Here is a 25,642-nt window from a genome sequence, read left to right as displayed (position 1 = left end):
TTGTAAGTCAAATCCAGCAGAAATCCAAGAGATTTTAGTATGAACGATTTTTTAGGAAATGTATAAAATCTAGCATTAAGCATATGGGGTTTAAGAAATTGTGTAATTTACTTCATTATTAAAAATCCGTTTATTAGAAAGTTTATTTAAATTTGGCTGTTTTGGTGGATAGCATATAATACAAAACCCCAGGATTAAATTAAAAAATAAAGAAAAAGTCTACTCTCATCGTTCATAAATTAGTAGGTATTGAATTTATTACCAAAAAATTGATTAGATACATTTAACCCTTATTTCAGCTTTAAATTTTAGATTTTCGACTTTAATAAATTTAAATAGCAGTTTGTTTAATTTTATTGATTTTATGTTGTTAATCTTTTAATATTATTTTATATATAAATTTATTAATCTAGACATTTTATACAAATTATGAATCAATTAACTAATCCTCCAACTAACTCTCAAGGTATCTTCCCAGGAAGCCCTTCTTCTCCTGATGAAATTGATCGAGTACACACGATTCGTGTTATTCGCTCTAATAATCCCCGTAGGGACGAACAACGTAGATGCGAAGACCTACGTAGATGTGAACTAGAAAAGATTAAAGAGGTTTTAAACAACCTTCATTGGGCTGCAAATTCGACTCCGCTATCTAATCGAACAATTTCTTCGGAAACTACAAATTATTCTTCGTCTTACCACACTCTTTCTTATAGAGAATTTTCTGTTCCGGAAGAAAATTCATCAGAGCAAACTGCTTCTAGAAATATTTTAGGGACTATTTTTTCTATTTTTCAAAATGAGCAAGAACGCAGCGTAAAAACAAATCTTGCACAGATTCGAGAAGATGCAAGTGCTTGGGGGAAATTTAATTTTCTTTCCGATGATCAGAAAAGTAAATTTAAGAGTATTTATGAAGTAATTCAAAATAAATTAGAAGAGCAGCAAACATTTTTTAAAAAGAGATTTTTATTAAAAAGTATTTTGCTAGTTTCGATTGCTGTTACTGCCTTAAGTATCCTGTTACACAAACATCTTTATTATTCATTGGGTGGCGTTTGTGTAGGAGTGACAACAGTATGTGGTTTAGCTTTGGAGTATGGGCGGAAAGCTTCCTTTAACTCTATTCAAGCAAAGAAAATACAAGATGAAATTATCCAATTACAAAATAATATTGAAACGTCATTTCAACAGCAAAATTAATAAAATTGGTCGATGTCTTTAATGTGATTAAGACATCGACTAAACCATATGCGAAAAATTTTTGTTGCAAAAGCTTCATATCCCTATATTAAATAATTTTTTTTATTTGTTTCTTTTTTTATTAAAATAAATTGTCATTTCTCTGAAACTGCTTAACTTTTTTGTATAAGCTTTTTTACACTCGATAAGCCATATTAAAAAAAAGACTTATAAAAGATAAAAATCATTTTTACTTTAAATTGTTTTTACAATTTTAATTTGAATAGTTGATTTTTTTTTTATAAGTGTTTAAGGTAATAACAATTTTTAAATTTTAACTATCCTAATTGGTGTAATCAATAAAAAAAGTATAAAAAATGTTAGAACTTTCGCTTGCAGCTCATCCTAAAGGGTACGAACTTAATAAAACAGAATTTTGCCAATCTCTCCTGTTTCATCCTTATGCTGTGAGACATTATGAACTATTCCGGCAAACTAATAAAGCCGGACACCTTTTTATAGCCTTTTTAGAATCGATTCCAATGGCTGGAGTTGTTATATCGGTAATTGAGAGAATTATTGTTATTGCCACTCAACTTTCAAAAAATCACTTATACTCTACCAATTCCACAAACCAAATTTTCCTATCTAATGTGATAAAAAGAAAAAAAGGAAAGGCGTTGGCAGTTTTTGTGGAAACAAAAGGCTCAAATAGCAATTCGACAACTGAGGATTCATCAGAAATCACGTTGACGAACAGTGAGCTTTCAATCGTTAATAAGCAAGAAGAAAATGGCCTTTTATTACCTAATTCACAACTAAATACGCCCATTTTATTATCTGAAGCTCTCTCTTTACCTGCTCATACAACTGTAGAGCTTAAAATGATTAAAAATCTGAAAAAAGCTATTTTTGAACATAAATTAGTCGAGAAAATTGAGGATGCATCAGAAATAGCCAAAGAATTAACAAGACCTTTACGAACGATAGCAGAAAATGTGAAGTTTAGCGTTACCAGTGCAGCAGAGCAAGGGTTTTTTCGCCCAACGATGGAAGATGCGCATTTTCATCTTTCCCTGCCTGATGGAGAATTACTAGGTGTTTTTGATGGGCATGGAGAAAACGGGCAAGTCGCTCACTATGTTTCTGAAAGGGTGCAAAAGCTTTTTGTTGAAAGAAAATCTGATTCAGAAGATATGATAGAAGTATTTAAAAATTTATTTAAAGATATTCATCAAGAAGTGATTACTAAAAAAATTGACTGCATCAACGGAAAATTAGTTGGAGGAAGTACTGCTGTTGTTTGTTATGTTTGCCGAAAAACTCTTAAAACAGTTGTTGCTACTTTAGGTGATAGTGAAGTTTGGCATTTTCGGCAGCGGAAAGCCCTTATTAAAGCCACACCACTATCTTGCGTACGAAAATGGTCTTCAAAAAAAGATTTCAAACGAATAAATACTTACTGGCAACAGCATTTAGGTAGACTTACTTTATCTAGAGATTTCAAGAGTATAAGTTTGAAGGGAGCGGGAACTCTTCAACCAAGTCGCTCAATTGGTGACCGTCAGTTTTGTTCTGATCAAGCCTTCCCTCTTGTTAGCCAAGAACCCATTGTATCCATGATACAATTACAGCAAGGGGATCGCCTTATTGTAGCTTGTGACGGTGTTTGGAATTTTCTTACTAAACAAATGAATCAACTGATAGAAACAGTCATTCAACACACTTGGGATAATGAACAAATGAACATTGCTCAAGAAATTGCAAATTTGGCTTTGAGCAAACACAATGATTATGACAATGACAATGTATCTGTTATTAGTTTAAGAATTGATTAACATTTTAGATGAATGAATCGAGAATCTTTTAACTTTATCTAATTATCCGATTGAATAAGATCTTCCTCATTTCTTAAGAGCTAATTCAGTTTTGAGATTCCAATTCTAGCACCCTTTTTTCAAGGTTTTTGATTTGGTTGATGTAAATTTCAATTTTTCTTAAAAAAACTTGGTTGCGGTTATAGTCTTTTATTGGCATAGCGGGAATACCACTATATTTACCGGTATTTAAAGACTTCGTAACCCCACTTTTGCCTGCTACCACCACATGATCTTTTAAGTGTAGATGTCCTGCGATAGCAGCTTGCCCAGCAATAACAACATATTTACCTGTTGTAGTGGAACCCGCAATTCCTGTTTGGGAAACAATGATATTATATGATCCAATTGTCACGCCATGAGCAATTTGGACAAGGTTGTCAATTTTTGTTCCTTGACCAATACGGGTACTTTTAAAACGTGCTCGATCTATTGTTGTATTAGCACCAATTTCTACATCATTTTCAACCCACACATTGCCAACTTGATTCAGTTTGATGTGTTGTCCTTGTTGGTTAGTTGTATAGCCAAATCCGCAAGAGCCAATAACAACACCTGGTTGTAAGATGACTCGATTACCTAAATAGCATTTTTCTCTAATAACGACACGCGGATGAATGGTACAATCTTCTCCAATTTCAGAGTATGATCCTATATAGACTCCAGCACCAATAAATGAGCCTGAACCAATCTTTACTCCTTCATCAATGACTGCTTGCGGGCAAATCGTGACTTTATTTCCAATTTCTGCCGTCGGATGTATAACAGCAGAAGTGTGAATACCCGTAAATCCCGAGGGGTGTTTTTTTTGAGGATATAATGTATCAATTAAATGTTGAAATGAGCGGGAAGGATTTTCAGATAAAAGATAGTTTTTCCCTTCTATTAACGGAGTTTGTAAGTCGACAAAAACAACCCCTGCCTGAGACTCTTTTAAGGATTGTAGATAACGATTATTAGCAAAAAATGAAGCATCTTCTTCTGAGGCATTTTCTAGATCTGCTACGCTCTTGATGATTTGTGATGGGTTACCAACAAGTTTACAGTCCGTTAAAAGAGCGAGTTCTTGTAAGGTAAAATGTTTTTTCTCGTTCATATCCCACTAGTTTTTAACCAATAAAAATTTTCACTCAAATTAACAATTTTACCAAATCGAAAAAATAACATTTATTTTTTCAATTTGGTATTAGTCGAAAAAGCGTACTTTCAAGCTAATTTTTTTCTTTTTTTACTTTATTTACAAATATCTATTTTTTAGAGGCTTCTTTTTGTTCATTATCATAGATAGCATTCATTTTAGTGACAACACGATCAGTAACATCTAGTCCAGGAGCAAAATAGGTACAAGCTTCATCGCTAAAAATCACATCCACAGCTTGGCCAATTGTAGTATCTTGAGCAACTTGACTAGAGGCTTTTGCGATTGTGTCTGTTAATTTTTGTACGATTTTAAGATTTGCTTGCTGTAAAGTTTGAATATATTGATTTTGAAGTTGTAGTCCTTCATTTTTTAGATTTCGTTTTTTACGTTTTAGTTCGCTAGCAGCTTCTTCCGAAATGCTATCCATGTAATCTTCATCATTGATTTTGCTTTCAAGTTCTTCTAAATCACGTTCTTTATCTTGAAGAATAGACTCCATTTGTTTTTTCATTTTGTCAAAATTTGCTTGTTCTTGCTTACCTAATTTAGATTCATCCAAGCATTTTTTTGCATTGACAATTCCAATCTTTAAAGGTTGGGAAGTTGTTTGGGCAAATGCCGACGTTGAAACGACAAAGGTACAAAATAGAGTTAATAGTAATTGACGTAGATTTTTCATAAGTCTTCTCCTTGTAAATACTCACATTTCATCTATAGTTCTTCAGAACCGCCATTATTTTCAGCTAATGAACAATTTAGTTCCAAAAATGTTGTTTAAAAATTTCCACCTAAAGAAAAAAAGAATTTTTTTACTTCACTTCGATTTTTTGCATTTAAAGGATATCCCATTCCAAGGGTAATTGGAGGGACGCTAGCTAGCAGCTTAAATCGAGTTCCATATCCTACAGATACACTCATTCGACCAAATTCCCATGTGTCCTCAGAAAGATGACCTGCATCTAGAAAAGTAAAAATTTCAAATTCACCCATAATTTTTCTCGATAATTCGACTGAGTAAAACTGCATTGAAAGTCCTCCGCGAGGTACATGTGTATTCTTATACTGAGGACCTAATCGATAAGGTCTAAAACCTCGTACGTTGTAGTCTCCCCCTAAAAAAATACGCTCATCTAAAGGTAAAATATCATAGCGCGTGTGGCCCATAGGTTGAATAAAACGCAAGTCGGCTCGATATTTTAATACCATTCTGCTTCCAACCGGATAATAATAAGAATTAAAATATCCCAAGCTAAAAAATTGGTGATCACCGCCTAAGCCAGCATATTCGATTAAGAGTTTTGATCTAAATCCCGCTGTTGGTTTAATAGGATGATCTGTAGAGTCATAATTTAAAGAGGTTCCGATAGCGGATATTAATCCATGAATATGTGCATCATGTTCTAATTTAGGAATGTGATCTCCCCGATGACCTAAATGAACAACACCATTTTTTAGCCGGTATTGAACTCCAAAGCGAACGAATTGGTTAATATTATAATTAGCTCTTAATATTAAAGAAACTGTATCAAGATCATAGTCTTTAGAAATATAGCGAGTGCTTGCTTTAGATAAGTCAAAACCAATAGTCCATTTTGTATCCATAAAATAGGGTTTTGTCCAAGAAAAAGTATAGTTTCGGCTTTTTTGTCCTATTTGTATGTTAAACTGTGCATATTCTCCTCCACCTCTTAACGCTCTTAATCCATCTCGCCAGAGATAATAGAAACCTTCATGATTAAAGTTTCTTTCAGTAATGTTGATTCCTCCAAAAAGCTCTTCCACACTACTGTAACCAACAAAAGCACTAAATTGTCCTGTATTCGTTTCCTCGACTTCGATATAAACATCTCTATAGTTGTTTCCTAAAGTAGATTCTGTTCCTTTAACAATATAAACGTTAACATGTTTGAAATAACCAATGTTAATAAGCCTTTGCTCTGTGGCTTTTAATTTAATCGTATTAAATATTTCTCCAGGAATCATCAGTGTTTCATGGAGGATCACAGATGTTTTCGTCGAAAGGTTTCCGAAGACGCGAACCAATCCTACATAAAATTGTTCACCTTCTTCAATTTTAAAGTTAACATGATATTTGTAGTCACGCTCATCTAACTCTGGTTCAAAATCGATGATTGCGTCAACATATCCTAAACGACCATAAGCATCAGTTAATGTTTCTATTGTCTCTCGAATACTTTCGATTGAAAAAAATTCTCCTTGACGAATACCAAAAAGTCGATCAATTTCTTCATCACAAATAATTTGGTTGCCTTCAAAAGATAAACGGCCAAAATAGTACCGCTCTCCTTTATCGGCGATGATCGTCACGATGATTCGATCTGTTTTACTAGCTTCCATGACGTTGATTTCAACAGAAGCATCTGCATAACCTTGATTTTGCAAATAATTGGTAATAATGAGTCGATCTTGTTGGATAGCGTCTTCGTTATAGGTACCTTCCTCGCTAAACCAGCTTAGAAAAATATTATATTTTTTAGTCATCATTTGACTTAATATTTCGTGCTCTTCTTTTTCACTAAAATTTACAAAATCGATTTCTTGTATTTTTCCTGAACGTCCTTCTTGAATTTCAATGGTAATGTTTACTTCATTTGTTTCAGAATTAAGTTCGACATGATAATTTAATTGAGCTTCAAAAAAACCTTTGCGAATGTAGTAAGCCTTCAATTTGTGAAAAGCTTGATTAAAGGCTTGGCGCTCAAAAGTGACAAAACACCCAATCCCTAACTCTTTTTGAAGGCGATTAGTGCTCACTCGATGGTTTCCACACCAATGAATATTTCGAATTGTTGGTTTTGGCCAAAGGTTAAGTGTGATCGATACTTTTTCTTCTGTTGTATTGACAATTGGATCGACTCGATCGAATTCTTGAGCCAATGTTTTTAAATCTTCATCAAAATCAGCCTGTGAAAAAAATCCTCCAGGTTGTGTACGTAAACGACTCATTAAGGTTTGGTTATCGGTAATGATTCCCGCACGACTATGAACTTGGATCTCTATTTTATTAATAGCTTGATTTTCAAACTGTAGAATTTGGCCATATACAGCATGAAGAAAAAGGAAGGAAAAGCAATAAAACGTAAAAAAAATTTTCTTCAACATAACAAACCTTAGCGTTGGCAAAAAAGAAAGCCTCTTTGCATCATTATTAACTTGAACGCAAATTTTAGAGAAAAACCCTTCATTCAAGTGAGTACACATAGAAAAGTTAAGTGATCATAGGCGAATGAGAGCTATTTTGCAACTAGAACTCACTTGTTTTCGGAATGGCTAGCTTTTTTTTTAGAATGTTAGGGCCTCAATTTCAATTTATTGAGAAACTCCATCAAAATGAGAATAACAACATTGATTTTTTTAGATTTGTTTATTTTTTATAATATTTAATATATTGTATTAACTAACAAAAGGGAAATTATGCCAGTTATTGGTGAAATTTTTATTATCAATAAACTTTTAAATTGCATATTTAAATAAAAATCAATCAAAGCAAGCCAGCCGTTGTTTTTAGAATTCAATCGATTATTAACGATGTATTAAAAGAGAATTCAGAAGCTTTAAATGCTTAAGGCAAACTAGAAGAATTGTCCGTTAAAGCCCACAAGCGTATGCTATAGCTTTTTTGCCGACTATCTTCTTGCTGAAAAATTGGCTGAATTTCGATACTTTGCTTGAACATGTAAAAAAAGTAGCTAAGCAAATTGACGGATCTAGCTGCCGAACAAATCTTGGTTCCAACTTGCCTGAGCGTAATTTACTTGGAATGGCGGCTAATTTAACCACTCAGAAAAATTTGACCGATTTCTTTCAAATTCAAGTTATGTATTTTACGAAAAAGCTAACGAAAAATTAGAAGCTCTGCATATGGGAAGTACGGAACACACTTTTCCATAAAAAAATGTTTAAATTAATTTTAGAAGCGACTGCGCCCTGCTAATGCTCTGGCTAAAGTGCCTCCATCTACATAATCTAGTGAGCTCCCCATAGGAAGGCCAAACGCGAGACGAGAAATCTGAATGTCGTCGGCAGCCAATTCTTGTTTGAGGAATAGGGCAGTCGCATCTCCTTCTAACGTAGAATCTAAAGCAATAACAACCTCTTTAATTTGTAAGTCTTGGATTCTATGTTTTAGTCGAGAAATTGATAAATGTTCTGGTCCACGATTTTCTAAAGGAGATAATACCCCTCCTAAAACGTGATATAAACCCCGATATTCGTGAGTTTCTTCAATTGAAAACACATCACGCGGGAAAGCTGTCACGCAAATAATTTGCGAGTCTCGCTGATTAATATCACAAAAATAACAAGCTGCCTCATCTGTTAAACAGCCGCAGTTCAAACATTGTTTTATTTTGTCTTTTGTATTTTTGACAGTTTCGCTTAATTCAATGAGATGCTCCATCGGCCAATTTAATAGATGGAAGGCAAAACGCTCGGCACTTTTATGGCCCACACCCGGAAATTTTTTCAAAATATGAATTAACTTTAATAAATGCTCAGGGTAACGCATTTTAACCTCAACAATGAATTTTGAAAAAAGTTTAACAGATTGTAGATGAGTTGTAAAGCAACTAAACCGGTTAACTAAGTTGTTTTAAGCAGAGAAGGGTAATATCATCGGAATGAGCAGCGCCAGAAGTAAATTGATAAAGGTCGTCTAAAATATGATCAATCAATCTATTCAGTGATCCTATTTCCCATCTTTTTAAAGAGTCGAAAAATCTTTGTTCCGTTTTAAAGGCGAGTAATAATTGATAATGCATTTTCAATAATTGATATTGAGAAGAATTTAAACCTGCCGCTAAGGCTTTTTTAAAAGCTTGAGTGGGAGTTGATAAGGTCTGATCTTTAGCTAAATAGGCCGCATTTTTTCCTTTTCTTTAAAATAAGTTTCTATTAATTGAGCTTGACGCAAACTTAGTGCTTTCAAATGATTGGTTGATTGGTTGATTGGTTGATTGGTTGATTGGTTGATTGGTTGATTGGTTGATTGGTTGATTGGTTGATTGGTTGATTGGTTGATTGGTCTAGGATCAATTTTTTGGATAATTCATAGGAAATAAAAGTTGTCCAAATAAGCGGAAGCAGTACGAGGCTTAAAAGCCATAAAATTAATTGCTCTTTAAAGCTTCGATGTTCAAATAAATCAAAAAGTTTTTGCATAAAAACTTAAGTTTGAGGAGATGGAACGACTTCTTTGTATAAATACTTGGTTAACATATCCCATTCAGATTGAGAGCGATGAATTTCAAATGACATGCATGGGTTGCAAAGGTTTATAAGGAGATTGAAATAAATGGAAAACAAATAAAAATAGACCGATCTGAAGTAGAATTAATAAAATGAATATAATTGCGATTAATATTTTCATTGTTTGGCCATACTGTTTATGACTAAGTTTTCAACTTTTTATGTAATTACTAAAAATAAACCTATCTGTTTAGCTGAGAAATGAAAATAAAATGAACCAATGCTTACACATATCAATCAATTTGTTGAGGACCTAACTTACTTACGCAATCAAAATTTTAAGTCTAAAAAACATAATATATGGCTACTTATTTCATGCAATTTCCCTCTTCAAAACTGTTTTATATGTAAATTTGAATCCAAACCCCGATTAATTCGACATCGACTATTTATTGATATTTTGCTATATTTTTTTTCTGAACTTTGGATTTTTCTCTTTGAATTTTAGATTCTTTGTAATCATTTAGCCTCGTTAATTGGATTGAAAAATTTTAAATTGGTGCGAGCTAACTTTTTTCTTTGATCATTCCAATTTCAGATAATTTAAAGAGAGAAGGAATAGTATTCATGGCAAATCAAATAATTGCTCGGATAACAGGCGTAGGATCTTATTTACCTGAACGCGTGCTTTCTAATCAAGATTTAGAGAAAATGGTCGAGACTTCAGATGATTGGATCGTATCTAGAACGGGAATACGTGAAAGACGCTTAGCAGATGCGAAAGAATTTCCTTCCGATATGGGAACTTACGCTGCTCAAAAAGCTCTTAAAACTGCCAATTTGAAAGCTGAGCAAATTGACATGATTTTAGTTGCCACAATGAGTCCTGATTATATTTCACCCAGTACAGCTAATCTAATTCAAGCAAATCTAGGAGCAAGTAAAGCAGCCGCTATGGATATTCAGGCAGCTTGTACAGGATTTTTATATGGTTTGTCAGTAGCAAAAGCTTATATTGAATCTAATATGTATCGGCATGTTCTTGTTATTGCAACAGAAAAAATGTCTGCCTTTATTGATTATAAGGATCGGACGACATGTGTTTTGTTCGGTGATGGAGCAGCGGCGGCTGTTGTTAAAGGAGAAGGGGAAGGGTTGAAGATTGATTCCTTGTGTTTGGGTGCGGATGGAGAATTAGCTAATTTAGTTTTAATTCCCGGCGGTGGATCGAGAAAACCCGCCTCAATAGAAACGGTTTCGGAAGGGTTACATTACTTTAAAATGTCAGGTAATGAGGTTTTTAAACATGCTGTTAGGCGCATGAGTGCAGCGGCACGCGAATGTTTAGTTCGAGCTGAGCTCCAAGAATCTGATGTGAGTTGGCTTATTCCTCATCAAGCAAATAAAAGGATTATTGATGCCATAGCTAAAAATTTTAATTTCCCCGATGAAAAAGTTTATCAAACTGTTCACAAATATGGAAATACTTCTGCTTCAAGCATCGCAATTGCTTTGGATGAATTAATCAAAGAACATAGCTTTGAGAATGGTGAGCATTTTCTCTTAACCGCTTTCGGTGGAGGATTAACTTGGGGTGCTTCAATTTTGACCAAAACAACAAGGTAAAAATGGATAAAAAAATTTATAAACGCATTTCCTTTCTTTTTCCTGGTCAAGGGGCCCAATATCCAGGAATGGCTAAAGATTTTGTGAATCAATTTTCTCTGGCTCAACTTACATTTGAAGAGGCCGATGATATTTTAAAGCGTTCTCTTTCAAATATTGTATTTAATGGTTCTGAAGAGGAGTTGACTTTAACAAAAAATAGTCAGCTTGGAATTTATGTCTCTAGTATAGCCATTTTGCGAGTAGTTTCCGAATTATACAATTTAAAGCCATTTGTTTGTTCAGGTCTTAGTTTAGGGGAATATACAGCATTAACTGCGAGTGAAATGCTCCCATATCAAGAGACTTTGCCTTTAGTTCGATACCGTAGTGAATATATGCATGAGGCTTGTGAAGAAACTAAAGGATCAATGATTGTTGTCATAGGGCTTGAAAACTCTGTTGTTGAAGAGATGGTGAACAAGCTGAATTTAACAAATGATTTATGGATTGCTAATTTTAACTGTCCCGGTCAGGTTGTTCTTTCTGGAACCTCTTTGGGCATTGAAGCTGGAGTTGCAGCGGCCAAGGAGCATGGAGCAAAAAGAGTTCTTCCCTTACGAGTGGCAGGTGCTTTTCATAGTGGATTAATGCAAGTAGCGGAAAATCGATTGAATCCATTTATTTCGTCAACTCCTTTCCAAAAAGGGTCTTCTCAACTTGTGATGAACGTGTCTGGGGATTTCGTCGATGATTTAGAACTTGTCCGAACTCATTTAAGCAAACAAATCACACATTCTGTTCGATGGGAGCAGGGAATTCGCGCAATCGAAAGTCATGATGTGGATTTATTTATTGAATTTGGTCCAGGAAAAACACTCAATGGGTTGAATAAGCGAATTGGGGTGAAAGCACCAACATTGTCTATTGAAAAAGTAGAGGATTTAGCTCTTTTAGATCATATTATCCAATAGAAAAGAGATGAAACCGACTAGAACAAGTCAATTGCTAATGCTGTACTAAGTTTATATAAAGGAATGACGATGAATCAGTTGTTGTTAAATCAAGTAGCTATTATTACAGGTGGTAATGCAGGAATTGGAAAAGCCATTGCCTCGAAATTTGCAGAAGAGGGTGCAAAAGTTATTATTTTTGGAACGAATGCAGAAACAGGGCAAAAAGCAATTAATGAAATTCGAGAAATTACACAATCTCAAACTATTTACTTTCGCTGTGTGGATGTTTCTCAAACTCAACTAGTTGATGAGGCAATTAAAGATGTTGTAGAAGAATTTGGAGTGGTGGACATTTTGATTAATAATGCAGGAATCACTGCTGATCAATTGTTGATGAAGATGCCTGAACAAGATTGGGATAAAGTTTTAGATACTAATTTGAAATCTTGTTTTAACACTTGTAAATCTGTCGTTCGTGGAATGATGAAAGCCAAAAAAGGAAAAATTATTAATATCAGTTCTGTGGTTGGATTGATGGGGAATGCCGGGCAGACAAATTATGCCGCTTCAAAAGCAGGAATCATCGGTTTTTCAAAAGCTTTAGCTAAAGAATTAGCTTCTCGAAATATTTTAGTAAATTGTATTGCTCCAGGTTTCATTCAAACAAAAATGACCGATGCTTTAACACCAATACAGAAAGAAATGATTGTAAAAGATATTCCTCTTAATCGCTTAGGGGAGCCTTCTGATATTGCTAATTTAGCTTGGTTTTTAGCTACGCCACTTTCTAACTATGTCACAGGCCAGGTCATTACTGTGGATGGTGGAATGGTGATGTCATAATGTTCAATTAATCAATTGATTTAAAATAAATTGACAAAGAAAATTAGTAAAAAAAATATTTCATATCTAATTTCTACTGTTGATTAAAATAATCGTTTTTAACAGAATATTATACCGTTCAGTTTTTAAATAAATTTATAAAGCCTTAACGAAAGGGATTTTCTTATGTCAATTGAACAAGAAGTCATTGATATTGTTGTAGAACAATTAGGAGTTGATAGAGATGATGTCAATTCAGAAAAGTCATTTGTAGAAGATTTGAATGCAGATTCTCTAGATCTAACAGAACTCATCATGACATTTGAAGAGCGTTTTGAATGTGAGATTTCACAAGAGGATGCTGAAAAATTAAAAACGGTAAACGATGTGATTAGTTATCTTGAAAAGCGCAAATCATAGTAGATTTTGCCGATGCTGAATAGAATATTCAGCATCGGTTTCTTGGACTTTTTAATCAGTAAAATATTGGTTATTTTTCATTTTCAAATAAATTGTCGTCTGTGACTTCCTCTGATGAAGATAGATCTTCTTCTGACGTATAGTCTCCTGAAGTTGCATCAGAATTAATAGAAGAAGTTTCATCTTCGTTATCTTCGTCAGTGTAATCTCCGTCAACATCAACTTCTGACATCAGTTTTTGAGAGTCTGTTCTAAATTGGGGAATGCTTAGGGGCCCATTTTCATCTTCGTCATCTTCGGCAAGTTGATATTCATCGATGTGAAAGCCATTAATAAATTTTCCCTTCTTACCATCATTTCTTGTGCCATATCCAGTTAAGAACATAGCATCTTCAATTGTGTGTTCTGAATGTATTAAATCAAATTCGTAAACGTATTCTTGAGTATTAAGTATAATATTTTTAAATTTTTCCCCGTGCGAAGTGAACCTGACAGTTCCCTGAATTTCGGTATCACTAGATATATCGTTAATTATAACAGTATACTCTCCTGACTCTGCTTTAAAAAAGTCAAATTCAAATTCCCCAACATATTGATGAATGATTTTTATTTTTTTACCTTCTCTTTCGTGGAAATAGGTAGAGCAGAGAGTTCCTTGTCCATGTTTAAAATATGTCTGAAGGGATCCTTCATAATTAATAGAGATATCTGTTTCTGTCCAGTCTTCGCATTCTTCATCATAAGAGAGTATTGTACTTTGGTAGCCAAGAACTTGTTGTTGTTCAAATGAGAGTTCTCTGATTTCAGATATCGTTTCTTGCTTTAGTACTGTATAACTCTTTTTTGTGGAATCATACTCAGCAGAGGTGAAATTTCCTTTAAAATAAACTCTTTCTTCACTTTCGCCTTCTTGTTTGTAAATTCCTTTTCCGTGAGGTAACTGATCGACGATCGGCCCTTCATAACAGGCATTAAAATCTTGTAATGAATCAGTATTATGGGGGGAATTCGTATTATAAAAGATTTTTCCTTGTGAGTCGGTAACTTTTCCATTAATAAAACGACCTTCAAATTTCGTCAGTCGATCAGGAGTTATAATAGATGTTAAAATTAATTCTCCATTTTCGTAGTAACCCTCTAATATAGCTCCTTTTTTATCTAAAAAATAAAATGTTTTAAACATTCCTTCAGCAAGGGTTGCTTTGATACTGATAGAAGATGCTATATTAATCGTGTATTCGCCAGAAAGTTCATTAAAAGGTGTGGAGATGCTTTTGTTGTCTTTATAAATCTTCGCTGTTTGGAGAATAGTTTTAAAGTTACTTTCAAAGCCACATTGCTCAAAGTATCTATCAAAAAAATCAACACTGTATTCAAAATTAGGAGAGTAAGCAATGGAGGTGAGATTGGGTGATGAAACTGAAATTGCGGGCTGGGAGGAGGAGGAATGTAAAGATGAACATGTTTTTTGTGGGCTTTCAGGTGCTATGTGAGGAGGGAGATTAGGCTCACTTTGCGGGTTGGTTGAAGGGACTGATTTGGTGGGTGACGAAAGCAGTGAAACATTTACTGGGGTAGTATGCGTAGTGGGTGAGATAGAAATTGAAGAAACTCTTCCCTTTAAAGATTTTATGAGCCTATTTGAATCCGAAAGGTACTGAACACTAGGGGCGATTTCATTTGCTCTACGCTTTGTCAATGCGACGGTTTTTAACAATTTAGCTGAGTAATTTGCTGTTGAGCAAATTAAACTCCAAATTCTACCGAAAAAAGCGTTTAATTGTTGAGAAAAGCGAAGCTGCGATATTTCTCGATTCACAGATCGAGATGTTAAATGGCCAGAAGGAACAACATCAAAACTCATAAAACCCTAATATTTAAAAGTGGAATAAAATAAAAATAATTGAATTTATTAAACTTATATTGTTTATAAAAAGATACCAGTAAAAATTTAAATTACTTTCAATATAAGTAATCTCTAAGTCTCATCGTTTATTAGCTCAAATTTCAAAAATTTTCAATTTGTTTAGTTTAATTTTTTATAAACTGAAGAACGTAGGTTTTTGATTTGGTAACTTTTTATAAGATCGCCAAGTATATTTAAAAAAAATAAATTTTCTTTTTAAGAAAACAATTTATCAAAAAATGAAAATAATTCAAAGGAAGATTTTGGTAAATAGGCTTATTAGGAAACTTGGATTATTAAAGACAGCCAACTCCCCAACAAAATCATGAAAATTCTTTGGTTGGAGAGATTTGATACTGAAATGAAGTTTTCAGGAAGATTTGATAAGTGTACTGATTTAATTCAAAGAATTTTTTCGAGTGTATTTTGAAGCTAAATAAATGGCAGTCAAACTTGTGAAAAAACCAGGAATCATTGGTAATAATTCATATCGAAATAATAGAGGGTTTAAACTAGGCCATACCACAACGACGAAAGTTCCGGTGATCATTCCTGCAATTGCCCCATAACGATTTGTTTGTTTAGAATATAAACTCATTAAAACTAATGGGCCAAAAGCACTTCCAAGACCTGACCATGAATATAAAACCGTATCTAAAATTGTATTACTTTTATTGAATGCTAGTAATAAAGCGATCAAAGCTACCGTGACAACGCTCATTTTAGAAACCCAAAGGATTTTTTGATCGGATGGTGTTTGTTTATAAAAATATTTATAAAGATCTTCGCTTAAAATAGAACCGCAAACAAGGATTTGAGAATCCATTGTTGACATATTAGCCGCAACCACAGCACATAAAATAAAGCCTGCTGTAAAAGGATTAAAAAGATCCTTTACCATTTCAACAAAAACCATTTCTGGTTTAGCTAAGCCGTTTGGAAAATAAGCAATTCCAATTAAGCCGACGACTGCAGCAGCTCCTAAAGTAACAAATTGCCATGTCATGCCAAGCCATTTAGATTTGTGCATTTCATTGACATCTTTAATACCCATAAATTTAGTGATAATATGAGGCATCCCAAAATAACCAAGTCCCCATCCCAAGGCCAAGGAAGAAATTTTGATAAAGGAGTCCAGACTACTATCACCAAACAGAGATAAAGAAATTTTTTTTTGATGAGCCATATGCGAAATGGTTTGCCAGCTATCAATCTTTGTCATTGCTATGGTAGGAACTAAAATAATCATTAGGAGAAGAAAAGCACCTTGAAACAAATCTGTCCAAGCAACTGTTGTAAATCCACCAATAAATGTGTAGACGACTACCACCAACATAGCAACAGATAAACCAAAGTAGTAGTTAAGGCCAAATAATGATTCAAGCAAGTAACCCATTGCGATTAGACCTGCTGAAAGATAATGAGTAAGAAAAATAAGCATAATAATAGCACTTAAAATCCTTATGTATCCAGAAGTGTCTTTAAATCTTTTCTCAAAAAATGAAGATAATGTATAGGTGTCATAGCTTTCAGTCATAGAGCGTAATTTTGGGGCTACGAATTGCCAGTTGAAAAACATTCCCAATAAAAGTCCTAGTGCAATCCAAATATAGGGAAGTCCCAATACGAAAATTGTCATAGGAAATGCCATAAAAAGCCAAGCACTCATATCACTTGCGTGAGCAGAAAGAGCCACCAGCCAGAAATTGAGTGATCGGTTGCCCATAATAAAATCAGAGGAGGTTGTTTGTTTTTTATGACAAACAAGGCCAATGAGAAGAAGTAAACTAAAATAAGCAATAAATGCTAAAATGACTTGAATTTGCATAGTTACGTCTCTGTTTTATGATGTTCGCATTTCGTTATTAAAATTCTTGATGGTGAAATTGATCTTTTTTGCCCGAAAATTTCTTTGCTACTTATCCCTGGATAGAGAAAATGAGTATTTTTTTTAAATTCTTTTGCTTCAAGGTATAAACTTTACATGATCAATTTATGGATTCATCAAGAAATAAAAACCAAAAAACCAAATAGCTCGTTCTCTTATAAAGAGTTTTGAATTAATAGGCCAGCTTTGCTATTGTGCCTTTGATCATAAAATTGGGTGATTGCGGGTTAATTAAAAGAAATCAGATCATAGAATAATGAGCACTAAAATAACGGAGCAAATTTATTCTTGAAAAGTAAATTTTATCAAAAGCAAAAAGACTAAGCTTATTTTTTAAAGAATAATAAGCTTAGCCAGATAATTAGATAGGATTAGACAAGTAAATCTATTCCCTTTTGGGCTAAAATATTACCGGCTGCTAAACCACCAGCAAATGGAAATAAACTAACCCCGATGTAATTAGTAGTAAAAAATGTTCCTAAGGCGATTGAATCTATAGCAGCTACTGTTGCAATAAGCAAACTAGTGTTATTGACATAATTTGGGCCGAATTTTGTGCCATCTAAGTAGGGGTTATGTTCTTTCTTGATATATTCGTTAAATAAATATCTTACTTCAAATCGCAAGACAATGGCTAATACTGCGCCCATTATAAATAAAGAAGGTGAAAAATAAGCCGTTGCACAAGAAGCGCTTAGAAATAAAATATTATGCAAATTATTTCTAATAAATATCTCGATCTTTTTTAAAGTATTAGATAATGAAGAAGTTATGATATTCGTGTGAGTCCGTAATTTTGAATAAATCATATCAACACGATAATTGAATTGATGATTAATAACAGTTCCAGTACTTACATAAACATTCATATTAAACTTCACCTTTTTTTTGTTTTTTAAAAAATTAGTTTTATTTCATTTATTTATGTTTTTTAATTATAATTTTAGTATTAATTTATTAATTTATTATAAAATTAATTGAAAAAGTTTGTTGTTGTTTATATTGCTTGCTCTTTGAATTGCTGTGAGATAAACTAAATTTTTAAAAATAAACTTCTCCCCATTCGAGTTTTTAAGAGATATTAATTGATAATAATATTCTCTTTTTTTCTCCTTTATGATACGGATATGAATCAGTAAATATAAAATTTAAATTGGTTAGGAAAGAAAATGGAAAAAGCAAAGCTAATTATTATTGGATCTGGGCCCGCAGGATATACAGCTGCTATTTATGCTGCTCGAGCTAACTTAGAGCCTATTTTATTTGAAGGATTTTTTACAGGCGCTGCAGGGGGTCAATTGATGACAACAACTGAGGTAGAAAATTTTCCTGGCTTTCCTGATGGAATTACAGGACCCGAGCTAGTCGATCGTTTTCGACAACAGGCCATTCGTTTTGGAACAACTATAATTAGTGAGGATGTAGACTCTGTTGATTTTCAAGTTTACCCTTTTATTATTAAAGGTAAGAAATCGCATTATCAAGCTAGTTCTGTTATTGTCTCTACTGGAGCTACAGCAAAACGTTTACCCATTCCAGGCGCAGGTGATGATGAATTTTGGCAAAAAGGTGTGACAGCTTGTGCTGTCTGTGATGGGGCGGCTCCTATTTTTCGCAATCGCCCTTTATTTGTCATAGGTGGAGGAGATTCAGCCATTGAAGAAGCCACATTTTTGACAAAGTTTGGAAGTCGTGTTTTTATTGTTCATCGAAGAGATACATTACGAGCTTCTAAAATCATGCAGGAAAGAGCCTTTAATAACCCTAAAATTGAAATGATTTGGAATTCAGAAGTTATTCAAGTAAAGGGAGACCAAATCGTAAAAAATCTTGTGATTAGAAATGTCAAAACAGGACAGGAAAAAGAATATGAAGCAGCAGGACTTTTTTTCGCGATTGGACATAATCCAAATACTGAGTTTTTAAAAAATCAATTGGAATTACATTCGAATGGTTACTTAAAAGTTTTCAAAGGAACCCAAACAAGCATTAAAGGCGTATTTGCAGCAGGAGATGTTCAAGATTTTGAATATCGGCAAGCTATTACTGCTGCAGGTAGTGGTTGTATGGCAGCCTTGGATGCTGAAAGATGGCTCGCTGAAAAAGGATTAGACAATTAATGTTTTTCAGAAAAATTTGGAAATGGTTATTTTGTGTTTATTTATTACCAATTCTAGGCTGGGCTTATGAAGATCAGCCTTGGATAGGCAATTATCTTGAATTTGAATGGACCTCTTCTCTTCAATTTCAATGCTACAAAGATTTATCGTGTAAATCTAACTCAAAACCTTACCTTTCTCGCGATATTTTTCTTTATACTCAATTAGCACTTGCCGCCACTCCTCAGCTATCTTTAAATTTAGGAGCTATGGCTGCCCGAACAAATAAACAGGCGGGTAGTATCGATCACTTAGAATTTAACGGACGTTATATCTTTTTGGATGATGTAATTGGAGATCCTGTGACATTAACCTTAGGAATCAACCTTGTTCATGCGTTTCCCTGGAGTCTGCGAGATCCAAGTTCTTTTCATCATGGCAAAAACGAAGGGGAGTTGTTTATTTCTATGGGTAAAGAATGGGCAGAAAAAGATCAGTGGTCTTCTAGGCTATGGGCTAAAGTAGGGCTTGGGAGTGCACTAAATGATTCTGCTTGGATTCGTTTAAAGATTGCTTTTGCTCAAAGAATTAGACTTTATCACGAATTTGAAATTTTCTCGCGAACTCTTTGTGGTTTTGGGAGGCGCTCCTTAAATTTACGTCATTTTCATGGATATGGCTCTATTGATCATCAATCTATTGATTTAGGACTGCGATACACTTATCTTATTGATTTTGTAGGAAATTTGTCTGTAGAATATGCAAAACGTGTTTATTCCCAAAATTTTCCATCAAAAGCAAATCAAATTCAATTGACGTTCTTTTACCCTTTTGGATTGTAAACCCTTTACGTGTAATTTTGTCTTTTTCAGATAAATAAAAAGACCCGAAGAATGAAATTCGGGATCAATTAAGAAGACCAAACAGCAAATGCTGTTGCGTAATGATGGCAGTGACTAATCGAGATAAGAAGTTTAGGGGAAGCAAATAACTGAGTTAAAAGAGGAGAAATAGAAACGTAAGGTTTTCCATTTGCATCATTGAGGATTTCGACGTCTAGCCAAGAAATACCTTGGCTAAAACCTGTCCCCAAAGCTTTGACCACCGCTTCTTTAGCGGCAAATCGACCGGCAAGATGTAGAGCGGGCATTTTACGATTTAAACAATATATTTGTTCATTTTTGGTAAAAACTCGATTTAAAAAGCGTTGTCCATACTTTTTAATATTTGCTTGTATTCGCTCAATCTCAATAATATCGTTGCCAATTCCTAAAGTCATGTTAACAATGGGGTAAGGTTTTTGTTTGATAAAACCAGCGTTTCATTTGACGTATGAAGAGATCAACTTAAATAAAAAAAGGTTACTATTTTTAGAAGCTAATCCCTTCAAAGATTTTTTTTAATTCTAGCCTCAAACTATATTAGTAAGTTAAATAACTTTTATGGCTTTCTAATTCAGCAAGGGAAGGTGAAAAATCTTGTTCCATCATTAAATTGGCTTCTTCTGATGCGTTACAGAAAATCATACGACCGGAAGTAGTGTGTTTAACAGACAAAACATGTCCTTTGATTGTTTCTCCAATGAATTCTGCTCCGCCGTTAACAACTACCATTGTTCCGTCTTCAAGGTAACCAACACCTTGACGAGCTTCTTTTCCATATCTTTGAATTTTAATGTTGATGACTTCGCCTGCTTGAGTAATGGGTTTTAAAGCGTTAGACAACATATGAATATTAATAATTCGAACGCCTTCAACTGAAGATTGTTGGATGCGATTAAGATCAGAGGTGATGATGTTGGTATCTAAAAATCTGGCTAAATGAATAAGTTTTGTCATCGGATCTTTAATTTCGACAAAATCTGTATCGACATAACGAAGATCTAAATCTGGCAGGCTTTCTAATTTTTTAATTACTTCAAGTGATCGACGAGCTCTTGCTTTGACATTTTCTTCCGTGCTCTCAGCTTGAGTATATAAATCCTTAATCGCAAAACGAGGAACAATGAGTTGATGATCTAACAACCCCGAAGAGGCAAGATCAATGATGCGAGGATCCATTAAAACCGATATATCCACAAGAACGTCTTTTTTCTTATGACTAAGAGCTTTAAACTCAATAAAGGGGATGCTAACATGGATTTCTTCAGAGGCTCTTGCTGTCATTGTCATTCCCACATAACAGCAGAAAAGATAAACAAGAAAACGTGTCGGTAGTAAAAATGCTTCGGTAGAGTCAATATTCATCATTCCAGTGAAAAGAAACAAAATTGCTTGTGCCATTAAATAGCCAAAAAACAAGCCTAAAATAGACGTATTAAAAGATCTGAGGTTAAAGCGATTAAAAATAAAATCTAAGGCAATTAAAATTCCTGCGATACCTATTCCACCAAGCATGCCAACAGCTGTATTGATTAGATTAAATCCTCCCTCAAGATTTTGAATAGCAAAAGTTGTAGAAAATAGTAAGCATATAGTGAGGAATAAAATTCGGATAAAAGAGAGAGAAATACTCATATTTTTAATTATATCCTATGTATTTGAATTTTTTGTATAATATCATTAAATTAAGGGAAATTTGGCTAGAAACGAATGCTTGCAAACAATAGTTTTGTATCTTTTTATGATCTCCAATACAGTGATTTAGGTGATATAAAACGAATTTCCTGGTTAAAATTAATGCTTGTGTGAATTTATGTGTAATTAACTATAAACGGGAGCTAAGTTTATGGTATAAATTTAGAAAACCCTACTTTCAAAAGCCTGGTTCTTTTAACGTAAACATAACACAATCTTAACTAAATCTTCTTTTAATGTACATCAATTATAAAACTTATGTGATTGAAGGAAATACTTGATAAAAAAAATATTGTTGATTTGAGGATGCTTTTTAGAGGCTGTTTCTTTGAAAATCTTAACAAAATTTGTTACTTCACAATAAGAAATGATGTACTGGTTAAGCAGGAATTAGATGGACATCTCGCTTTAGATCATTTATAAATCTTGTCAAAAAAATAATCGGCTTAATTTACATTTGTTTACAATTTTTTGAGAGGTATTATGTTAAAAGTCACTCATACAACAATGGTTGTAGTATCAGGGCTGGTTTGGTTAATCGTCGGCTGCGTGCTTCTTCCTTTAGGATTAAATTTTGTGGTAGAGTCTATTTTAAAAGAGAATTTAGGGGTTATAAATCGCCCACTTTTAGATCCTTTGATGAAATGGGTAGGAGGGGCTGATCAAGCAGTCTTATTTTTGATAGCAATTTCTTTATGGATTGGATTTATTAAAGGGCGATTTGTTTTTGCGAAAACAGTGCAAAACAGCGTGAATCGAATTCTTTTGCTTCCTAATCCTGTTAGTATTAAACAAATCTATACAAAAAAGTATTACTTGCTTTTAGGTTCGATGATTTTTTTAGGTTTTTTAATGAAATACACTCCAATGGATATAAGAGGAGCTGTTGATATTATTATCGGATCTGCACTAATCCAAGGAGGAATGCTATATTTTAGAAAAGCATTCGCTATTCGCAGCCACAAGATTTCTTGAATTTAAATAGAAAAAATTTTCTCTCATCTGTTCAATCATCGTCAAATAGACTAATAAATGCGCCATAAAATATTTGTGGCGTTTTGTCTCAAACCTGATAACTATTTAAATTTTTTAACGTTTGTCGATAAGTGGGACGAATATGATTTAAAAAAAACAAATCGAACTTACAAGCTCGAACTGAATATTAATAGTTACCTCTGCTATAAAAAAATGAAATAGTAAAAAAAGCTTGTCGTTGCTAGTAAAGCGACATTTAAAGCATTTTATACTATTTCATTTCCTTGTTTCTCCGTTCAACAATCGGAGCTAATCGTATGAATAATTCCATAGACATTTGTGAGATTGCCGGCACGTGTTAAAATAAATTCTCAATATTGATAAATTTTTTTTAGGTATTTTAAATGATGCTGGCACATTTTAAATACTTCATGGCCAGCTATTTGGGAATTTTTCTACAACTCCTTCCCTCTGCCAATTCGGATTGGCAGCTTTAACAATAATATTTGAAACTTCCTTTGTTAAATCTTCTTATTTAAGACAAGTTTTTGAATAGCTATTAGCTTTTCTACCTACCTTGGATTTTGTCGAAGGTTAGAAAATTGTTGAATTGTTTTTGATAAAAAATAACAATTAAAAAAATATTAACATAATTATTTTAATTGATTTTTAAAAATAAATTTAACATCAAAAGTTTTAAATTTTAATAAAAACTAAAGAATCATTATAAATGATTCAATTTCTTTATAATTATTTATGATATTGTGAATTTTTAAGAATCTCTGTGGCTCGATAAATTTGCTCAATTAAAATAAGGCGAGTAATTTGATGGGTAAATGTTAAAAGAGATAGACTAATGAGTATGGAATGTTGTTTCAACTCTAAAGGTAAACCCTCTGCACCGCCTATCACAATTGTCAATCGTGATCCTCCTTGTTCCCAACATTTACTGAAAAAAGTAGCAAATGCTTCGCTTGTCAATAAACGTCCAGTAGGATCTAAACAAATGATCAGAGATTCTTTTTGAGTCCATTCAAGCAGTTGGTAAGAATCTTTAGCCCACAGACATTCGATTTGTAAATTTGCTTTCAGTCTTTTTTGATATTCATTAAAAGCATCTTCTAGCCATTTTTCTTTTGTTTTTCCTACGGATAAAATTCGTAGTTTGAGCATAAACTTCCATTGTTTGGCGTTGAATTCATTTTTCCTATATTTCCTAAAAAATAAAAAAAAATTCCAGATAAATACAAACCAAATTTAGTTTAGTACTGTTGTTGTTTAAGGGCTTGTTGCATTTGACGTTTATCATCTCGTTCTTTAAGATCGGCACGTTTATCGAAAGATTTTTTTCCTTTTGCAATAGCTATGCGAACTTTAATGCGCCCCTGTTTGAGATATAAAGCTAAGGGGATTAATGCAAGGCCTTTTTCTTGTATGGCTCCTTTACATTTTTTGATCTCTCTTTTGTGCATGAGCAGTTTGCGATCTCTTTTTTCTTCATGGTTATGAATATTGCCAAAACGATAATGAGCAATGTTACATCCAATAAGCCAAAGTTCATTGTGAATTACTTTTACATAGGCATCTTGCAAAGTTGCTCCATGATCTCGAATAGATTTAATTTCTGTTCCTTGTAAAACAATACCGGTTTCAAATGTTTCTAAAATTTCATAATCATGAGTGGCCCGTCGGTTTGAAACCAGGTCACTGTGTTTATCTTTCATATTAGTTAATCATCGGGTGTTAAATGAAGTTATAGTCGTTTCTGCATAAGCAAAGTTAAATATAGAAGTAAATTTTAAAGAATTAAAGATATAAGTCACACGATTTTTTTGATAGTAAGCTATTCTTTTAAGTTCAGCCATTGTTAACGAATTAAACCGAATGTTATTTCTGATATTTAGTTATAAAAAGGGAGGGTAAAAATTTTTTTATCGGCATCTATATGATCGAGAAATTTAGGGTCAGTTGTGGTTAAAAAAACCTGTCCAACAGATTGCAATTGTTCAACCAATCTGTCTTTTCTATTTGAATCTAAACTCATTCCTATATCATCAATCATAAATAAAGGGAAATCGCCATCTCCTCTTTGATGTAATCGATTCCACTCTGCGAAATGCAAAGCATTCACGCAGCTCCTTTGTTGTCCTTCACTTGCAAAATAACGAATATCTCGCCCTCCAATCGCGACAAATAAGTCATCTTTATGAGGGCCACTTAAGGTATAGCCAATCTGCATCTCTCTTTGCCTATTTTTGCAGAGTTGTTTAACAAGAAGCTTTTTAATTTCATCGATTGACAAATTGCTATTTGCGATCGATCGATATTCAAGCGTTAAAAGATCATTTTCCCCCGACAATAAATGATAATATTTTTGAGCAAGGTTTTGTAAATGAGTAATTGTTTGGTACCTTTGTTGAATTAAATAAGCTGCTGAATGTGTCATTTCTTGTTCCCAGCTATCAATCGATATTTGTTGTTTCATTTTAAGGAGATGATTGCGTTGCTTGAGAGCTCGCCCATAACGATTTAAATGGTGAACATAAAGAGGGTCGACTTGTGCAATTTGAATATCTAAAAATTGACGTCTTAGCTGAGGGGAACCTTTAACTAATTGAACATCATCAGGAGTGATGATAACCCCTGGAATGAGGCCTAACAAATTTGATAGTGTGGCTAAAGGGGTACTGTTATAAATGATTTTACGATCGGTAGTATGAAAGCCAAATTTAAGTGTTTGCTCGATTCCATGTTTGTAAAATTGAGCTTCTAAGAAAAAAGATTCAAATTGTTGCTGAATTAAATCAGGATAATGAGAAGTTCTAAAAGAACGCCCAATCATTAAGCAATGGATAGCTTCTAAAAGAGTTGTTTTACCTTTAGCATTGGGCCCACAAATTAAATTGAATTGAGGACTAAATTCCAAATAAGCTTCTTCATAATTGCGAAAATGTTGCAAGTACAGAGAGCGAAGGGTCATAATTCTA

The 25,642-nt window shown here is 33.5% G+C and carries 22 protein-coding genes; 9 read left to right on the top strand and 13 right to left on the bottom strand.

Annotation, left to right across the window (positions count from 1 at the left end):
* Positions 1–429 precede the first annotated feature (429 nt).
* Together PC_RS08285 and PC_RS08280 are read left to right on the top strand one after the other, a co-directional pair.
* Entirely contained in the window at positions 430–1,203 is a 774-nt protein-coding gene (locus PC_RS08285) for a hypothetical protein (protein WP_011176275.1), read from the top strand.
* A gap of 356 nt (positions 1,204–1,559) precedes the next feature.
* Positions 1,560–3,020 (top strand): PP2C family serine/threonine-protein phosphatase, encoded by a 1,461-nt coding sequence (locus PC_RS08280; protein WP_011176274.1) that lies wholly within the window; start codon positions 1,560–1,562, stop codon positions 3,018–3,020.
* A gap of 85 nt (positions 3,021–3,105) precedes the next feature.
* On the opposite strand, the gene lpxD is transcribed toward PC_RS08280, so the two are convergent.
* From lpxD to PC_RS08245, 5 genes are all read right to left on the bottom strand, one after another.
* Positions 3,106–4,155 (bottom strand): UDP-3-O-(3-hydroxymyristoyl)glucosamine N-acyltransferase, encoded by a 1,050-nt coding sequence (lpxD, locus tag PC_RS08275; RefSeq protein ID WP_011176273.1) that lies wholly within the window; start codon positions 4,153–4,155, stop codon positions 3,106–3,108.
* A gap of 151 nt (positions 4,156–4,306) precedes the next feature.
* The gene (locus tag PC_RS08270; RefSeq protein ID WP_011176272.1) at positions 4,307–4,879 is read right to left on the bottom strand and encodes an OmpH/Skp family outer membrane protein; all 573 of its coding nucleotides are present in this window, start codon (positions 4,877–4,879) and stop codon (positions 4,307–4,309) included.
* 95 nt (positions 4,880–4,974) lie between these two features.
* Positions 4,975–7,323 (bottom strand): outer membrane protein assembly factor BamA, encoded by a 2,349-nt coding sequence (bamA, locus tag PC_RS08265; protein ID WP_181679108.1) that lies wholly within the window; start codon positions 7,321–7,323, stop codon positions 4,975–4,977.
* Positions 7,324–8,131: 808 nt separating this feature from the next.
* The gene (recR, locus tag PC_RS08255) at positions 8,132–8,728 is read right to left on the bottom strand and encodes a recombination mediator RecR (protein WP_011176269.1); all 597 of its coding nucleotides are present in this window, start codon (positions 8,726–8,728) and stop codon (positions 8,132–8,134) included.
* A gap of 416 nt (positions 8,729–9,144) precedes the next feature.
* Positions 9,145–9,381 (bottom strand): PT domain-containing protein, encoded by a 237-nt coding sequence (locus tag PC_RS08245; protein ID WP_011176267.1) that lies wholly within the window; start codon positions 9,379–9,381, stop codon positions 9,145–9,147.
* A 654-nt stretch (positions 9,382–10,035) separates the two neighbouring features.
* Here PC_RS08245 and PC_RS08240 point away from each other — a divergent pair.
* The 4 genes from PC_RS08240 (at position 10,036) to acpP (ending at position 13,211) form a co-directional block, all read left to right on the top strand.
* Positions 10,036–11,034, top strand: coding sequence for a beta-ketoacyl-ACP synthase III (locus tag PC_RS08240; RefSeq protein WP_011176265.1), 999 nt, complete (start codon positions 10,036–10,038; stop codon positions 11,032–11,034).
* Positions 11,035–11,036: 2 nt separating this feature from the next.
* Positions 11,037–11,987, top strand: coding sequence for an ACP S-malonyltransferase (gene fabD / locus PC_RS08235; protein ID WP_044045219.1), 951 nt, complete (start codon positions 11,037–11,039; stop codon positions 11,985–11,987).
* Between the two features lie 69 nt (positions 11,988–12,056).
* Positions 12,057–12,812, top strand: coding sequence for a 3-oxoacyl-ACP reductase FabG (gene fabG / locus PC_RS08230; RefSeq protein WP_011176263.1), 756 nt, complete (start codon positions 12,057–12,059; stop codon positions 12,810–12,812).
* 165 nt (positions 12,813–12,977) lie between these two features.
* A complete protein-coding gene (acpP, locus tag PC_RS08225) occupies positions 12,978–13,211 on the top strand; it encodes an acyl carrier protein (protein ID WP_011176262.1) in 234 nt (77 codons plus the stop codon).
* A 70-nt stretch (positions 13,212–13,281) separates the two neighbouring features.
* Here acpP and PC_RS08220 read toward each other — a convergent pair whose 3' ends face one another.
* The 3 genes from PC_RS08220 to PC_RS08210 all read right to left on the bottom strand — a co-directional run bounded on the left by PC_RS08220 (position 13,282) and on the right by PC_RS08210 (position 17,874).
* Complete coding sequence (locus PC_RS08220) at positions 13,282–15,075, bottom strand: hypothetical protein (protein WP_011176261.1); 1,794 nt, start codon at positions 15,073–15,075, stop codon at positions 13,282–13,284.
* 439 nt (positions 15,076–15,514) lie between these two features.
* The gene (locus PC_RS08215; RefSeq protein ID WP_011176260.1) at positions 15,515–16,945 is read right to left on the bottom strand and encodes a sodium/proline symporter; all 1,431 of its coding nucleotides are present in this window, start codon (positions 16,943–16,945) and stop codon (positions 15,515–15,517) included.
* Positions 16,946–17,376: 431 nt separating this feature from the next.
* Positions 17,377–17,874: a hypothetical protein gene (locus tag PC_RS08210; protein WP_011176259.1), complete on the bottom strand. Its 498-nt coding sequence runs from the start codon at positions 17,872–17,874 to the stop codon at positions 17,377–17,379.
* A 300-nt stretch (positions 17,875–18,174) separates the two neighbouring features.
* Between PC_RS08210 and trxB the strand changes: the two genes are divergently transcribed.
* Positions 18,175–19,125, top strand: coding sequence for a thioredoxin-disulfide reductase (gene trxB, locus PC_RS08205; protein ID WP_011176258.1), 951 nt, complete (start codon positions 18,175–18,177; stop codon positions 19,123–19,125).
* The gene (locus tag PC_RS08200) at positions 19,125–19,946 is read left to right on the top strand and encodes a hypothetical protein (RefSeq protein ID WP_011176257.1); all 822 of its coding nucleotides are present in this window, start codon (positions 19,125–19,127) and stop codon (positions 19,944–19,946) included. Before trxB ends, PC_RS08200 begins: the two co-directional genes overlap by 1 nt.
* 68 nt (positions 19,947–20,014) lie before the next feature.
* Here PC_RS08200 and acpS read toward each other — a convergent pair whose 3' ends face one another.
* Both acpS and PC_RS08190 read right to left on the bottom strand, forming a co-directional pair.
* A complete protein-coding gene (gene acpS, locus PC_RS08195; protein ID WP_011176256.1) occupies positions 20,015–20,383 on the bottom strand; it encodes a holo-ACP synthase in 369 nt (122 codons plus the stop codon).
* 142 nt (positions 20,384–20,525) lie between these two features.
* Positions 20,526–21,620, bottom strand: coding sequence for a PIN/TRAM domain-containing protein (locus PC_RS08190; RefSeq protein WP_011176255.1), 1,095 nt, complete (start codon positions 21,618–21,620; stop codon positions 20,526–20,528).
* 543 nt (positions 21,621–22,163) lie between these two features.
* On the opposite strand from PC_RS08190, the gene PC_RS08185 reads away from it, so the two are divergent.
* Positions 22,164–22,655, top strand: coding sequence for a hypothetical protein (locus PC_RS08185; RefSeq protein ID WP_044045218.1), 492 nt, complete (start codon positions 22,164–22,166; stop codon positions 22,653–22,655).
* A 750-nt stretch (positions 22,656–23,405) separates the two neighbouring features.
* Here the strand turns inward: PC_RS08185 and PC_RS08180 are convergent.
* From PC_RS08180 to recF, 3 genes are all read right to left on the bottom strand, one after another.
* Positions 23,406–23,828, bottom strand: a complete 423-nt coding sequence (locus tag PC_RS08180; RefSeq protein WP_011176253.1) for a 23S rRNA (pseudouridine(1915)-N(3))-methyltransferase RlmH — start codon at positions 23,826–23,828, stop codon at positions 23,406–23,408.
* A gap of 89 nt (positions 23,829–23,917) precedes the next feature.
* The gene (smpB, locus tag PC_RS08175) at positions 23,918–24,379 is read right to left on the bottom strand and encodes an SsrA-binding protein SmpB (RefSeq protein ID WP_011176252.1); all 462 of its coding nucleotides are present in this window, start codon (positions 24,377–24,379) and stop codon (positions 23,918–23,920) included.
* Between the two features lie 176 nt (positions 24,380–24,555).
* Entirely contained in the window at positions 24,556–25,635 is a 1,080-nt protein-coding gene (recF, locus tag PC_RS08170; protein WP_011176251.1) for a DNA replication/repair protein RecF, read from the bottom strand.
* Positions 25,636–25,642 lie beyond the last annotated feature (7 nt).

This window comes from Candidatus Protochlamydia amoebophila UWE25 (assembly GCF_000011565.2).
In the GTDB taxonomy this organism is placed as follows: Bacteria; Chlamydiota; Chlamydiia; order Chlamydiales; family Parachlamydiaceae; genus Protochlamydia; species Protochlamydia amoebophila.
The sequence above is the reverse complement of the archived record's forward strand: the minus strand, read 5'-3'. Positions and strand labels throughout refer to the sequence as shown.

Excerpts from the sequence above, each read along its gene's own strand:
- PC_RS08285 (WP_011176275.1), top strand. The coding sequence starts at position 430 with ATGAATCAATTAACTAATCCTCCAACTAACTCTCAAGGTATCTTCCCA.
- PC_RS08280 (WP_011176274.1), top strand. The coding sequence starts at position 1,560 with ATGTTAGAACTTTCGCTTGCAGCTCATCCTAAAGGGTACGAACTTAAT.
- lpxD (WP_011176273.1), bottom strand. The coding sequence starts at position 4,155 with ATGAACGAGAAAAAACATTTTACCTTACAAGAACTCGCTCTTTTAACG.
- PC_RS08270 (WP_011176272.1), bottom strand. The coding sequence starts at position 4,879 with ATGAAAAATCTACGTCAATTACTATTAACTCTATTTTGTACCTTTGTC.
- bamA (WP_181679108.1), bottom strand. The coding sequence starts at position 7,323 with ATGTTGAAGAAAATTTTTTTTACGTTTTATTGCTTTTCCTTCCTTTTT.
- recR (WP_011176269.1), bottom strand. The coding sequence starts at position 8,728 with ATGCGTTACCCTGAGCATTTATTAAAGTTAATTCATATTTTGAAAAAA.
- PC_RS08245 (WP_011176267.1), bottom strand. The coding sequence starts at position 9,381 with ATGCAAAAACTTTTTGATTTATTTGAACATCGAAGCTTTAAAGAGCAA.
- PC_RS08240 (WP_011176265.1), top strand. The coding sequence starts at position 10,036 with ATGGCAAATCAAATAATTGCTCGGATAACAGGCGTAGGATCTTATTTA.
- fabD (WP_044045219.1), top strand. The coding sequence starts at position 11,037 with ATGGATAAAAAAATTTATAAACGCATTTCCTTTCTTTTTCCTGGTCAA.
- fabG (WP_011176263.1), top strand. The coding sequence starts at position 12,057 with ATGAATCAGTTGTTGTTAAATCAAGTAGCTATTATTACAGGTGGTAAT.
- acpP (WP_011176262.1), top strand. The coding sequence starts at position 12,978 with ATGTCAATTGAACAAGAAGTCATTGATATTGTTGTAGAACAATTAGGA.
- PC_RS08220 (WP_011176261.1), bottom strand. The coding sequence starts at position 15,075 with ATGAGTTTTGATGTTGTTCCTTCTGGCCATTTAACATCTCGATCTGTG.
- PC_RS08215 (WP_011176260.1), bottom strand. The coding sequence starts at position 16,945 with ATGCAAATTCAAGTCATTTTAGCATTTATTGCTTATTTTAGTTTACTT.
- PC_RS08210 (WP_011176259.1), bottom strand. The coding sequence starts at position 17,874 with ATGAATGTTTATGTAAGTACTGGAACTGTTATTAATCATCAATTCAAT.
- trxB (WP_011176258.1), top strand. The coding sequence starts at position 18,175 with ATGGAAAAAGCAAAGCTAATTATTATTGGATCTGGGCCCGCAGGATAT.
- PC_RS08200 (WP_011176257.1), top strand. The coding sequence starts at position 19,125 with ATGTTTTTCAGAAAAATTTGGAAATGGTTATTTTGTGTTTATTTATTA.
- acpS (WP_011176256.1), bottom strand. The coding sequence starts at position 20,383 with ATGACTTTAGGAATTGGCAACGATATTATTGAGATTGAGCGAATACAA.
- PC_RS08190 (WP_011176255.1), bottom strand. The coding sequence starts at position 21,620 with ATGAGTATTTCTCTCTCTTTTATCCGAATTTTATTCCTCACTATATGC.
- PC_RS08185 (WP_044045218.1), top strand. The coding sequence starts at position 22,164 with ATGTTAAAAGTCACTCATACAACAATGGTTGTAGTATCAGGGCTGGTT.
- PC_RS08180 (WP_011176253.1), bottom strand. The coding sequence starts at position 23,828 with ATGCTCAAACTACGAATTTTATCCGTAGGAAAAACAAAAGAAAAATGG.
- smpB (WP_011176252.1), bottom strand. The coding sequence starts at position 24,379 with ATGAAAGATAAACACAGTGACCTGGTTTCAAACCGACGGGCCACTCAT.
- recF (WP_011176251.1), bottom strand. The coding sequence starts at position 25,635 with ATGACCCTTCGCTCTCTGTACTTGCAACATTTTCGCAATTATGAAGAA.